This window comes from Streptosporangium sp. NBC_01639 (assembly GCF_045209755.1).
GTDB lineage: Bacteria > Actinomycetota > Actinomycetes > Streptosporangiales > Streptosporangiaceae > Streptosporangium.
Window position 1 is genome coordinate 6,788,128 of record NZ_CP109272.1, and the last position, 12,813, is coordinate 6,800,940.

Sequence of the window (12,813 nt, forward strand, 5' to 3'; positions counted from 1 at the left end):
CGGCTACGATCGTTAGCAGAAGTGGCTCGTTGCTTAACCGGCTGTTAGGAAAACTGATGATCGACACACAGCGGCTGCGCGTCCTGCGCGAGGTGGCCCGGCACGGGAGCTTCAGCAGAGCCGCGGCCGTGCTGCGCTTCACCCCCTCGGCGGTGTCGCAGCAGATCGCCGCCCTGGAGCGCGGCGTCGGAGCCGCCGTCGTCGAGCGCAGCACCCGCGGTGTCGTGCTGACCGAACCGGGCCGCCTTCTCGTGGAGGCGGCCGAGGCCGTCTTCGCCGAGCTGCATCACGCGCAGGAGCAGATCGGACGGCTGACGGCCGGCCGGACGAGGCTGACGGTCGCCACGTTCACCAGCGGCGGACGCCACCTCCTGCCGCGGGCGCTCGCCCGGTTCGTCGCCGAGCGGCCCGATGTGGAGGTCAACGTGGTGGAGCGGGAACCGGAGGACAGCGTGCCGATGGTCCGGCAGGGGCAGGCCGATCTCGCGCTCGCCTACCACTTCGACGGACCGCTTCCGGTCGGGCCCGGCGATCGATCCGGCCTGGTGTGGACGCCGCTGATGGAGGACGGCATGTCGGTCGTCCTGCCGCCGGGGCATCGCCTCGCCGGCCGCGAATCGGTCGACCTGACCGAACTGGCCGGTGAGCGGTGGGTGATGGGCTGCCTGAAGACCGAAGCCTTCCTGCGGCGGTATGCCACCCGTGCCGGATTCGAACTGCAGATCTCCGGCAGCACCACCGATTACTTCTTCGCCCAGACGCTGGTGACCGCGGGAGTCGGCGTCTCACTCGTGCCCCGGGTCTCCCTCGACCCGGCCGCTCTCAGCCTGCCGATCCGGCCGCCCCGGCCCACCCGGTACATCGGCGTGGCCACCGTCCTCAGGCGGCGCCCCCAACCCCACGTCGACGCGTTGGTGGCGGCCCTGTGCGGGGGGTCGGCCGATGATGCCGAACTCCGGGAGGACGACTCCGGCGCGCGCGGGTGACCACGGCGAAGCCGTCGGGATCGATGTCCGGGGTCTTCGGCGTCCCGCCGCCGCATGTCCTCGGAGAGGGTGCCTCCTCACATGTGGGTACGGGCCGACCAGAGCTCGGGGAAGACCACTCTCGCCATGCTGCGTTCGAGCCAGGCCAGGCCGTTGGAACCGCCGCTGCCCGGCTTCGCGCCCATCGACCTGCGCACCGCCGCCACGTGCTGGTAGCGCCAGTCGCCGAACAGCTCGGAGACCTCGGTCAGCGCGTCGCCGAGCGCCACCAGGTCGTTCTTCGCCGAGTCGTCACGGTAGACCTCCACCCAGGCGCGCTCGACCGCCTCGTGCGGTTCGTACTCGGTGCCGAAGTCCCGGTTGAGCACCTCGTCCGGGAGGTGGTAGCCGTGCCGGGCGAGCAGCGCGATGGTGTCGTCCCAGACGCTCGGCTCGGCGAACACGCGATGCAGGACATCGCCCTTCGAACTGCGCTTGAACGGCCGGATCAGTGCCTCGTTCTTCAGCCCCAGCCGGAACTCCACCAGCCGGTACATGCTCGACTGCAGCCCGGAAGCCTCTCCGAGCTGGTCGCGGAACCTGTTGAAGTCCGAGGGCGTCATCCAGCGCAGGCTGCGCCAGCTGGCGTTCAGCCCCTCCAGATGCAGGGCCGTACGGCGCAGCGCCGCGAGCGCGTCCCGCACCCGGTCGGCGCGCAGTGACTCCTGGGCGGCGCTCAGCTCGAAGGTGATGAGCTTGAAGTAGAGCTCCATCACCTGGGTGATCACCAGGAACGACATCTCGCCGGGAGCGTCGCTCAGCGGACGCTGCAGATCGTGCAGGATGTCGGTGCGGACGTAGGCGTCGTAGGGGACCTCCTGCTCGAATTCGAGGGTCGGCAGCCCGCCCCCCGCCCTGGCCCGCTCGGCTCGCTCGCTGGCCGAGGTCGGCCGTACCCGTCCCGTCGGTTCCATGTGTCGCACTCCTCTCACGCGTTAACACTTCATGATGATGCGGTGATAGGGGTAGAAGGAATACCAGTTCAACGGCCTTTTCCTGAAAAGCCTTATATCTGGTATCGATATCGGTCATATCGGTTTCGGGTGAAAGGATCCCCTGGTGGACGTCATGGACTGGGAGCTGCTGCGTGAACTCCAGGAGAACGCGCGGCTCTCCTTCAACGAACTGTCGCGCCGGGTCCACCTGTCACCACCCGCGGTGGCCGATCGGGTCCGGCGTCTGGAGGAGTCCGGAGTGATCACCGGCTATCACGCGGCGGTGGATCTCGGGCGGGCCGGCTGGGCGGTGTCCGCGTTCGTGCAGATGACCTGCTACGGGCCGACCTGTGTGCTCCGTGATCCTCAGGTGCAGACCTGGCCGGAGATCCGGGAGATCCACCGGGTCACCGGGGATGTGTGCAGCGTACTCAAGATCGCGGTGCCCTCGATGGCGGCGTTCGAGTCCCTGATCGATCGTCTGGCCGCCTACGGCAAGCCGTCGAGCACGATGATCTTTTCTAGTCCGTTGGCCAACCGGCCGGTCACCGCGGTGCCGCCCGCCGTCTGACGGGGGGCACCATAGGGGATCACAGGTCGACGCTGAACCCCAGCCCGCGCTCGCGGGCCACCTGATAAGCCACCGACGCCGCCGCGACGTCGAGCGCCGCGTGCCCGGTGGACTTGAAGATCGTCATCTCCTCGGCCAGGCGTCGGCCCGGGTGCCCTCCGTCGAGCACGGCTCCGATCAGGCTGGCGTCCGCCGGGTCGGTGCCCTGGAGCTCCCAGGCGCCGGCTGGCGGTGGTTCGGTGACGGCGCCCTGCCACTCCACGAACAGCGATGACGCCCGCAGGGTGTCGGCGTCGAACTCCGGGCCGTCGGAGCCGCCGACCGAGCTGAGGTGCACGCCGTCGGCGAGCCAGGACCGGTGCAGCACCGGCTCCCGGCTGGAGGTGCAGCAGAAGACGACATCCGCGTCCTTGGCCGCCGCCTCGATGCTGGTCGCGGTGCCCGAGGCCAGCCCCCCGACGAGGCGCTCGGCGTTGTACCGGTTACGTGCGCCGACCAGCAGCTCCGCGGACGTCATCGACGCGATGAGGTCGATCTGGGCGCGAGCCTGCGTGCCGGTGCCGATCACCGCGATCCGGGTGACGTCCGGTCGCGCGAGAGCCCGCATGGCGATGGTCGCGGTGACCGCGGTGCGGACCGCGGTGATCGTCTCGGCGTCCATGACCGCCAGCGGCCGGCCGTTCTCCTCGTCGAAGTAGGCGACGATGCCGCGGTGGGCGCCGTGCCCCCCCGCCGTGACGGCGGAGAAGACCGTCACGAGCTTGGCGGCCAGTCCGAGCCGGGGGACGTAGCCCGGCATCGCACCCAGCAGTCCCTGCGGCGCGCGGGCCGCGACGCGCGGCGGGACGGAGGCGTCGCCGCGGCTGATGGAGATCAGAGCGGTGCGCACCGCCGCGAGGAGCTCGTCGGGTGGTAACGCCGCCCTGGTCTGGTTCCGGTCGAGGACGAGAACTCCGCTCACTGCGGTGTCAGTCAAGGTCGGCTCCGGGGGTCATGCCGCTCAGGGTGCGTTGCAGTTCGTCTGTGGCGGCGGTGAGGTGGTCTTTCAGTTTCGCCAGCGTGGGATCGTCGAATTCGCTGTCCAGGCCGACGATCGTGAGCGCGCAGATCGGCCGGTCGTTGCCGGTGAGCACCGCGCGGCTCAGCGAGGCGATCACCTCTTCGTTGCGCCCGCGCTCCAGCGCGAAGCCGGTGCGCCGGGCCAGGTCGATGTCCTTGAGCAGCTCCGCCCTGGCCGCCGGGGGATGGCCCTGCTGCTCGGCGACGCGCAGGTAGGGGATCCGGGCGGTGTCATCCAGTGCGGAGACCAGCGCCATGGGGCCGGCGAACTTGTGGATGGGCAGCAGCTCTCCCGCCAGGTCCGTGATCATCGCCAGCCGCGGTGGCCGTACGACGTCGATCACCCGCCCGCCTTCGGGCTCCAGGACCTGCAGGTTCACCATCATCGCTGTCTGGTCGGACAGCGTTTGGAGCACGGGGCGGCTCAGGACCACGAGCGAGTTCGAGGCCGCGGCCTGGGAGAACTGCAGCACGATGGTCCCGGGCAGGTAGTGGTCTTGGCTGCGCATGATCCAGCCGCGGCGGACCAGGTCCACCAGGATGCGGTAGGCGGTGGCGCGGTGCATCCCCGCCTGGTTCGCCAGCTCGCTGAGGCGCAGTGGGCGGTTCGCCTGGACGACGATCTCAATCAGGTCCAGGGCTTTGTCTACGGCAGAGCTGGCCGGTCTGGGCAACGTCCCCCTCCACGGTCACTGAGGTCATCATTCCATGCTTGACGCATGTTATCAGACGTTGCTACTGTTGCAACAGTTGTTACGTTGTATGTAACAGAGTGACTTGGGGGGATCCCCCGCCCCGCGAAGTTCTGGAACGGAGACCGAGCGATCGCCATGGCAGACAGAGAAGAACGACCGATCGCGGGCACCGACCCGGCCCCCACCCCGTTCGCGGCCGCCGCGCCGGGACAGGTGACGGTCTACCGCGACGTGTCGTTGATCGATGGGACCGGTGCGCCCGTGCGGCGCGGCATGGCAGTGGTGACCGACGGGCCGACGATCAAAGCGGTCGTCCCGGATGCCGAGCTGGGCTCGTCGGATCTGTCCGGCGCCGAGGTGGTCGACATCGCGGGGGCGTTCCTGCTGCCGGGCCTCATCGACACCCATCAGCATCTCTCCACCCCGCCCAACCGCGACCAGGCGGAGGAGACGATGCGGCGGCAGCTGTACGGCGGCGTCACCGCGATCCGTGAGATGGCCGGCGACCTGCGGCAGATGGCGGACCTGGAACGCGCCGCGCTGATCGGCGAGATCGCCGGCCCCGACATCTACTCCGCCGCGCTGATGGCCGGCCCGAGCTTCTTCAGCGATCCGCGCACCTGGCAGGTGACGCAGGGAACGACACCCGGCACCGCGCCGTGGATGCAGGCGATCGACGAGGAGACCGACCTCCCACTGGCTGTCGCGAGGGCCCGGGGCACCGGAGCCGTGGCCATCAAGATCTACGCCGATCTCGAGGCCTCGATGGTCGCCCGGATCACCGCCGAGGCGCATCGGCAGGGAATGCAGGTGTGGGCGCACGCGACGGTGTTCCCCGCCATGCCCGGAGAGGTCGTGGCGGCCGGCGTCGACGTGGTGTCGCACGCCCATATGCTCGCCTACCACCTCGCCGGCGTGCAGCCTTCGGTGTACCGGGGGCAGCGCGACCACCACGCGGTGGTCTACCAGCGCTTCCTGGACGCGCCGGTGGAAGACGTCGACGCGCTGTTCGACGACATGCGGCGCCACGGCACGATCCTCGACGCCACCGCGAGCGTCGTGTCCAGGATCTCGCTCAGCCCGCCCGGCGCGGCCGGGATCGCGCAGGACGTGCTGCGGCGGCTGATCGACCGGGCACGCCATGCGGGCGTCACGATCTGCACCGGAACCGATTACGAAGCACCCTCCGGCGACAGGTACCCTTCGCTCCACGACGAGCTCCACTACCTTGTCCACGCCATGGGCATGCCGCCCCAGGAGGTCATCCGCGCGGCCACGCTCGCGGGTGCGGCCAGCCTGGGGCTGGAGGCCACGACGGGCAGTGTCCAGGCCGGCAAGCTGGCCAACCTGCTGATCGTCGCCGCCGACCCGTACGAGGACATCGACAACCTCCGCCAGATCGTCACGACGGTCAAGCGCGGGCGGCGCCACGACCGGGCGGACTACGACCGGGCATCCGCCGCGATCATCAAGGAAGGGACGCGAGGATGAGCGTCGACATCTTGGACCACATCGTCGTCAACGCGCTCGGCGGGCTGGACAACCCGAACGTCCTCGCGTCCGCGTCCGGCGCGCTCATCCAGACCAGCGACCAGCTGACCATCGACGCGCGCACCCTGGCGGAGGCGCACGCCTCGGGCGTGACCGCGATCAACGTCACCCTGGGCTACACGATGGGCGACTTCCCGCCCTACCAGCACACCCTCGACGAGATCGAGACCTGGGACGGGATCATCCGCACCCACCACGAGCACCTGGTGCAGATCCGCACGGCCGAGGACATCCTCGAGGCCAAGCGGCAGGGCAAGATCGGCATCATCTACGGCTTCCAGAACGCCGCCGCGGTCGAGGACCGGGCCGAGCGGATCGCCACCTTCGCCGACCGGGGCGTCCGGGTCATCCAGCTGACCTACAACCAGGCGAACCAGATCGGCGACGGCTCGATGGCGCCGGGCAACCGGGGCCTGACGCCGCTCGGGCGAGAGGTCGTGGAGGCCCTCAACGAGCAGCGCGTCATGGTCGACCTGTCGCACAGCGGGGAGCAGACCTGCCTGGAGGCCGCGCGGGTGTCCCGGCAGCCCGTCTCGATCAACCACACGGGCTGCCGGGCGCTCGTCGACCTGCCGCGCAACAAGACCGATGAGGAGCTGCGGCTGGTCGCCTCGCAGGGCGGTTTCGTCGGCATCTACTTCATGCCGTTCCTCAACGCCTCCGGGCACGCCCGGGCCGCGGACGTGGTGGAGCACATCGTGCACGCGGTCAACGTGTGCGGCGAAGACCAGGTCGGCATCGGCACCGACGGGACGATCACCGCCATCGACGACCTGGACGCCTACCGGGACCGGCTCGCCGAGCATGTGGCACAGCGCCGCCAGGCCGGAGCGTCCGCGGCCGGGGAGCGGAGCGACACCTACCCGTTCGTCGTCGACCTGCGCGGAGTCGACCAGTTCCGAGAGCTGGCACGCCTGCTGGAGAAGCGCGGCTATTCGTCGGCCAGGATCGAGAAGATCCTCGGCCGGAACTTTTACACCTACGCAAAGGCGGTCTGGGGGAGCTGACGGCCGCCAACCAGCGAGTCGTGACATTCCCCCCGCACACGGCAAGAGGAGCGGGCGACGTGAACACCGATCGATACAACGGATATCAAGCCGCGATGAGGCAAGTATGAGCAGCAGTCGCACCCGGCGTGCACTCGTCACGGCGACACTGGCCGCCATCCTGCCGCTCGCGGCGTGCAGCGGCGGCAGCGACGACGGCAAGGCCGCCGCCGGCGGCAACGGCGCCCCGGCCGGCGGCAAGTCCGGATCCCAGACCTTCGGCGAACTGCCGGCCGAGTCGGGTACGCCCAAGGACGGCGGCACCATCGACATCGCGCAGCAGCCGGGAGCCGGGCCGTACTACGTGCTGCCGATCGTGCCCGGCGCGTTCAACTCGACCTACGTGACGTACCAGTTCCAGCGGCTCATGTACCGGCCGCTCTACTGGTTCCCTGAGGGCGCCAGCCCCAAGGTCAACCCGGCGCTCAGCCTGGCCGAGCTGCCGGAGTTCTCCGACGACAACAAGACGGTGACCATCAAGCTGCGGCCGGGCTACACCTGGTCCGACGGTTCCGCGGTCGAGGCCGGCGACGTGGTCTTCTTCATCAACCTGCTGAAGGCGGCGCTCAAGAAGAACGCGGCGAACTGGGGCGGCTACACGCCCGGCCAGTTCCCCGACAACGTCACGAGCGCGAAGGCGACCTCGGCGAACGTCCTGACGTTGAAGCTGAAAGAGGCGTACAACCCCGAGTGGTTCACCGCCGACGAGCTGACCTCGGTCATCCCGCTGCCGGCCAAGCAGTGGGCCCGGGCGTCGGCCGACGGGCCGATCCTCGACCACAATTCGCCGAAGAACGCCGAAGCGATCTACACCTACCTCGACAAGGCGTCGCGGGATCCCGCCAGCTTCGCGACGAACCCGCTCTGGCAGACGGTGAACGGCCCATACCGGCTGAGCGGCTTCGACGTGACCACGAACTTCTACTCGATGACCGCCAACGAGGCGTACACCGGTTCGCAGAAGCCCCGCATCAAGACGCTGAACTTCCGGCCGTTCACCTCCGAGACCGCGAAGTTCAACCAGCTCCTGAGCGGCAACCTGACGATGGCCACGGTGGACCAGAGCCACGTGGGGCAGGTGTCGGCCCTCAAGGCCGCCGGCTACAACGTCTACGGCGCGCCCCGGATGGGCTTCAACTTCATCATGCTCAACTTCAAGGACACGACTGACAACGTCGACAAGCTCATCGGCCAGCTCTACATCCGGCAGGCGTTGCAGCATCTGATCGACCAGCCCGGTTACATCGCCAGCAAGGGCATGTACAACGGCGCGGCCGCGGAGAGCTACGGCACGGCGCCGGCGAGCTCGCCGTACGCGTCGGACACCGTCGCCACCGCGCCGTACCCCTACGACCCGAACGCCGCACGCAAGCTGCTCGAAGACCACGGGTGGAAGGTGGTGCCGAACGGCGCCACGACGTGCGAACGCCCCGGCACCGGAGCGACGGAGTGCGGCGAGGGGATCCCGCAGGGACAGACGATCAAGTTCAACCTCTTCCACCGCAGCGAGCCGCAACTGCACAGCGCGGTGAGCACCGCGTTCGCCTCGGAAGCCCGCAAGCTGGGCATGACGATCACGGTCGCGCCGAAGACGTTCAGCTTCCTGATCCAGAACTACAACGTACCGGCGGCTCCGTCGAAGGCCGGTGAGTGGGCCATGTCGACCTGGGGTGGTTTCAGCACCACTCCGTACCCGACCATGACCGGGACGTTCGACTCCAAGGGCTCGGGCAATGTGGGCGCCTACGACGACCCCAAGACCGACGAGCTGATCCAGGCCTCGGTGCACGGCGAGGACCGCCAGGCCGTCCAGGCCGAGATCGAGCACCTGCGGACCGACCTGCCCGTGCTCTGGCTGCCGAACGCGCACACCATCTGGGCCTGGAAGAACACGCTGTCCGGTCCGCAGGACACCTTCGCCGCCCTGCCGACGACGGTGCTGACCCCGGAGTACTGGTACCTCAAGTAGCACGACAGAACGACAGGAAGGAGGGGCAGCGTGATCCAGTATGTGCTGCGACGGCTGGCGACGTCGGCCATCGTGGTCCTGGGCGTCTCAGTGATCACTTTTATCATATTGCATGGGATGTCCGGATCACCCGGCCGGGCGATCCTCGGCGTGCAGGCGAGCGCGGAAGCGGTGGCCGCCTTCAACCGGGAGAACGGCTACGACGATTCGATCGTCGTGCAGTACTTCAGCTATCTGGGGAAGCTCCTTCACGGTGACCTCGGTTACTCGTACAAGCTGAACCAGAGCGTGAACGCGCTGCTGGCCGAGAACGCCGGGCGGACCGCGATGCTGGCCGGCGTGGCCCTCCTTCTGGCGATCGTCATAGCGGTTCCGCTGGGTGTGTTCCAGGCGGTGAAGCGCAACAGCGTCGGCGACAACGTGGTGACCACCCTCACCTTCGTCGCCTACTCGATGCCCGTCTTCCTCTTCGCGATGCTGCTGATCCAGGTCTTCGCGCTGGGGCTGGGCATCCTTCCCGCTCAGGCCTCGCAGTCAAGCTCCACATTCGTGATCTTCACCGAGCCACGCGCCATGCTGCTGCCGGTGCTGACGCTGACCGGCGTCACGGTCGCGCTGTACTCCAGGTACCAGCGCTCCGCGGCGCTGGACCAGCTCGCGCAGGACTACATCAGGGTGGCGCGGGCGAAAGGGCTGTCGACGCGTATGGTTCTCACCCGCCACCTGCTGCGCAACGCCTGCCTGCCGCTGGTGACCCTGATCGGCATGACGATCCCGTTGTTGCTCGCGGGCAACCTCGTGGTCGAGTCGGTCTTCAACTACCCGGGCCTGGGACTGCTGTTCTTCAACAGTCTGAACAACCAGGACTACCCGGTCCTGCTCGGTTACACCTTGGTCGCCTCGACCTTGACCGTACTGGGCAATCTCCTGGCCGACCTGCTGGTGGCGGCCAGCGACCCGAGGACGCAGCGCGCATGACCGAGACGGTAACGGACCAGAAGACACCGGCGCTGATCATGCCGGAGGCCACGAGCGGATGGCGACTCGCCATGCGGTCGTTCGTGCAGAACCGGCTCGCCGTCATCGGCCTCGGCACCATCGTCCTGCTCGCCCTCTTCTGCTTCGTCGGCCCCCACCTCTACGTCACCGACCAGGTCTCCGTCGATCCGGTCAGCAGCCTGCTGCCGCCGGACGGCGGTCATCCGCTCGGCACCGACGCGCAGGGGTTCGACGTGCTCGGGCGGATCATGAAGGGTGGCCAGGCGTCGCTGCAGATCGGACTGTTCGCGGCATTGATCGCCACCGCGATCGGCACGCTGTACGGCACGGTCGCCGGCCTCATCGGCGGCGTGGTGGACGGGATCATGATGCGCGTGGTCGACACGCTGCTGTCGATCCCCTTCCTGTTCATCGTGCTGATCGCCGCCACCCGGTTCAGCTCCACGGTCCTGTCGCTCAGCCTGATCCTGGGCGCGTTCTCCTGGCTCGCACCCGCCCGGCTGGTCAGGGCCGAGGTCCTCTCCCTGCGCTCCCGGGGGTTCGTCGCGGCCTCGACCGTGATGGGGGCGACGAAACTGCGGATCATCACCCGGCACCTGATCCCGAACGCGCTGGGTGTCGTGATCGTGAACATCACCTTCCAGGTCGCCGACGCGATCATCGCGGTGTCGCTGCTGGGCTTCCTCGGCTTCGGGCTCAACTACCCGAACGTCGAATGGGGGACGCAGCTCTCCAACGGGGTGAGCTACCTGTTCGAAGGCGCCTGGTGGCTGATCTACCCGGTCGGCGGCTGCCTGGTCCTGGTCGTCATGGCGTTCAACTTCGTCGGAGACGCGCTGCGCGACTCGATCGACGTACGGCTGAGGCGGCGCTGATGGCCGCTCGCACGGAAAGGGGCGAAGCGATGCCCGACGACGGTGACGTTCTGGCCATCGAAGGACTGTCCACCAGCATCCAGCTGAGGAAGTCGGCCGTCGACGTTGTCAACAACGTCGACCTGCGCCTGCGCCGGGGCGAAACCCTCGGGCTGGTGGGCGAGTCCGGCAGCGGGAAGTCGATGACCGGTCTGTCGATCATGGGCCTGCTCCCGCCCGGCGGACATGTCACCGAGGGGTCGATCAAGCTTGAGGGCCGGGAGCTGGTCGGCCTGCCCGAGCGGGACTACCAGCGGATCCGCGGCAACGAGATCGCGATGGTCTTCCAGGACCCGATGACCTCGCTCAACCCCACCAAGACCATCGGGGAGCAGGTCGCCGAGCCGATCAGGCTGCACCTCGGCGCGAGCCCGAAGGAGGCGCGTGAGCGGGCACTCGAGATGCTCGCGCTGGTGGGCATCGCCCGTCCCGCCGAAAGGTTCGGCAACTACCCGCACCAGCTCTCCGGCGGGCTGCGGCAGCGGGTCATGATCGCCATGTCCCTGTCCTGCGAGCCGAAGGTGCTGATCGCCGACGAGCCGACGACGGCGCTCGACGTGACCGTCCAGGCACAGGTCCTGCGGCTGCTCCACGACCTCAAGGACCGCCTGGGGATGGCCATGCTGCTGATCACCCACGACATGGGCGTGATCGCGCGATGGGCCGACCGGGTCAGCGTCATGTACGCCGGAAGCATCGTGGAGAGCGCCCGCACCGACGAGCTCTTCACGAGCATGCGGCACCCGTACACGCAGGCGCTGCTGGCGTGCACGCCGCGGTTGACCCAGCAGCGCGAGCACACCCTCTTCACCATTCCCGGGTCCCCTCCGGACCTGGCCAACCCACCGGCCGGATGCCGCTTCGCCGACCGCTGCGCGCACGCCACCGACCGCTGCGAGCGCGAGGCGCCCCCGCTCACCGACTCACGGCCGGGACACCCGCTGGCCTGCTGGCACCCGGTCGAAGGCCCGCTCGGCCCGGACACACATCCGGCGGCGACCGCCTCGAAGGCGGAGGACCGGCTCGCCGGCCCGGCCGACACGGTGCTGGCCGTCGACGACCTCGTCAAGGAGTACGGCGCGGCCGGGCGCTTCACGTTCCGCCGCTCGGCGCGCAGCGTCAAGGCCGTGTCCGGGGTGTCGTTCTCGGTCCAGCCGGGCCAGACCTTCGGGCTGGTCGGCGAGAGCGGCTGCGGCAAGAGCACCCTGGCCAGGATGATCGTCGCGTTGGAGACGCCCTCCTCGGGCAGCGTCACGGCCCTCGGCAGCAAGCTGAACGAGCTGCGCGGGCGGAGTCTGCGCCGGCAGCGGCGCAACCTGCAGATGATGTTCCAGGATCCGCTCGACGCGCTCGATCCGCGCATGCGCATCGGCGCCATCCTGCGTGAGCCGTTCGAGGCCCAGGGCATCGGCACGGCCGCGGAGCAGCTGGAGGCGATCCGGGAGCTGCTCGACGAGGTCGGACTGCCGCACAGCGTGCTGGAACGCTACCCGCACGAGTTCTCCGGCGGCCAGCGGCAACGCATCGCGCTCGCCAGGGCGCTGGCGCTCAACCCGCGCGTGATCGTGGCCGACGAGCCGGTGAGCGCGCTGGACGTCTCGGTCCGGTCCCAGGTGCTCAATCTGATGAAGCGGCTCCAGGCCAAACACGCGCTCACCTACGTCATCATTTCTCATGATCTGACTGTCGTGCGGTACATGGCGGACACGGTCGGGGTGATGTATCTCGGCAAGCTGGTCGAGATCGGGTCTGCGGACGACATCTATCTCCGTGCCGTGCACCCGTACACCGCCGGCCTGATGGCCGCGATCCCGGAGCCGGACCCGGGCGCGGGAGAGGCCGACGACCGGGTCGACATCACCGGCGAACTGCCCAGCCAGTTCGATCCGCCGTCCGGGTGCCGCTTCCGCACCCGGTGCCCACGCGCGCAGGCCCGGTGCGCTGAGGAGGAGCCGGTGCTGCTCGGGTTCGATCCCGGGCACTCGGCCGCGTGCCACTTCCCGCTCCGAGAGCCGCAGGCTGTCGCGCAGGTCGGCTGACCGCCTCGCC

11 protein-coding genes are annotated in these 12,813 nt (G+C 68.8%); 8 read left to right on the plus strand and 3 right to left on the minus strand.

Going from position 1 to position 12,813, the window contains the following annotated elements:
- Nucleotides 1–56 precede the first annotated feature (56 nt).
- The gene (locus OHA77_RS30925) at nucleotides 57–986 is read left to right on the plus strand and encodes a LysR family transcriptional regulator (RefSeq protein WP_406312901.1); all 930 of its coding nucleotides are present in this window, start codon (nucleotides 57–59) and stop codon (nucleotides 984–986) included.
- 77 nt (nucleotides 987–1,063) lie between these two features.
- Here the strand turns inward: OHA77_RS30925 and OHA77_RS30930 are convergent, their stop codons facing one another.
- Nucleotides 1,064–1,939 (minus strand): tryptophan 2,3-dioxygenase family protein, encoded by an 876-nt coding sequence (locus tag OHA77_RS30930; protein ID WP_326824649.1) that lies wholly within the window; start codon nucleotides 1,937–1,939, stop codon nucleotides 1,064–1,066.
- A gap of 154 nt (nucleotides 1,940–2,093) precedes the next feature.
- Between OHA77_RS30930 and OHA77_RS30935 the strand changes: the two genes are divergently transcribed.
- Nucleotides 2,094–2,531: an Lrp/AsnC family transcriptional regulator gene (locus tag OHA77_RS30935; protein ID WP_326826895.1), complete on the plus strand. Its 438-nt coding sequence runs from the start codon at nucleotides 2,094–2,096 to the stop codon at nucleotides 2,529–2,531.
- A 19-nt stretch (nucleotides 2,532–2,550) separates the two neighbouring features.
- On the opposite strand, the gene OHA77_RS30940 is transcribed toward OHA77_RS30935, so the two are convergent.
- Both OHA77_RS30940 and OHA77_RS30945 read right to left on the minus strand, forming a co-directional pair.
- A complete protein-coding gene (locus OHA77_RS30940) occupies nucleotides 2,551–3,507 on the minus strand; it encodes an ornithine cyclodeaminase family protein (protein ID WP_406312902.1) in 957 nt (318 codons plus the stop codon).
- On the minus strand, nucleotides 3,500–4,264 hold the full coding sequence (locus tag OHA77_RS30945) for an IclR family transcriptional regulator (protein ID WP_406312903.1): 765 nt from the start codon (nucleotides 4,262–4,264) through the stop codon (nucleotides 3,500–3,502). The genes OHA77_RS30940 and OHA77_RS30945 overlap by 8 nt, the downstream gene beginning before the upstream one ends.
- Nucleotides 4,265–4,420: 156 nt before the next feature.
- Between OHA77_RS30945 and OHA77_RS30950 the strand changes: the two genes are divergently transcribed.
- The 6 genes from OHA77_RS30950 to OHA77_RS30975 all read left to right on the plus strand — a co-directional run bounded on the left by OHA77_RS30950 (nucleotide 4,421) and on the right by OHA77_RS30975 (nucleotide 12,803).
- Nucleotides 4,421–5,776, plus strand: coding sequence for an amidohydrolase family protein (locus OHA77_RS30950; protein WP_406312904.1), 1,356 nt, complete (start codon nucleotides 4,421–4,423; stop codon nucleotides 5,774–5,776).
- A complete protein-coding gene (locus OHA77_RS30955) occupies nucleotides 5,773–6,843 on the plus strand; it encodes a membrane dipeptidase (RefSeq protein WP_326824645.1) in 1,071 nt (356 codons plus the stop codon). Before OHA77_RS30950 ends, OHA77_RS30955 begins: the two co-directional genes overlap by 4 nt.
- A gap of 106 nt (nucleotides 6,844–6,949) precedes the next feature.
- Nucleotides 6,950–8,851 carry an ABC transporter substrate-binding protein gene (locus tag OHA77_RS30960; protein WP_406312905.1) on the plus strand — a complete coding sequence of 634 codons (1,902 nt, stop codon included), beginning with the start codon at nucleotides 6,950–6,952 and terminating at the stop codon, nucleotides 8,849–8,851.
- Between the two features lie 30 nt (nucleotides 8,852–8,881).
- The gene (locus OHA77_RS30965) at nucleotides 8,882–9,829 is read left to right on the plus strand and encodes an ABC transporter permease (protein WP_326824643.1); all 948 of its coding nucleotides are present in this window, start codon (nucleotides 8,882–8,884) and stop codon (nucleotides 9,827–9,829) included.
- A complete protein-coding gene (locus OHA77_RS30970) occupies nucleotides 9,826–10,725 on the plus strand; it encodes an ABC transporter permease (RefSeq protein WP_326824642.1) in 900 nt (299 codons plus the stop codon). Before OHA77_RS30965 ends, OHA77_RS30970 begins: the two co-directional genes overlap by 4 nt.
- A 29-nt stretch (nucleotides 10,726–10,754) precedes the next feature.
- Nucleotides 10,755–12,803 (plus strand): dipeptide ABC transporter ATP-binding protein, encoded by a 2,049-nt coding sequence (locus tag OHA77_RS30975; protein ID WP_406312907.1) that lies wholly within the window; start codon nucleotides 10,755–10,757, stop codon nucleotides 12,801–12,803.
- The last annotated feature ends 10 nt before the right edge of the window (nucleotides 12,804–12,813 follow it).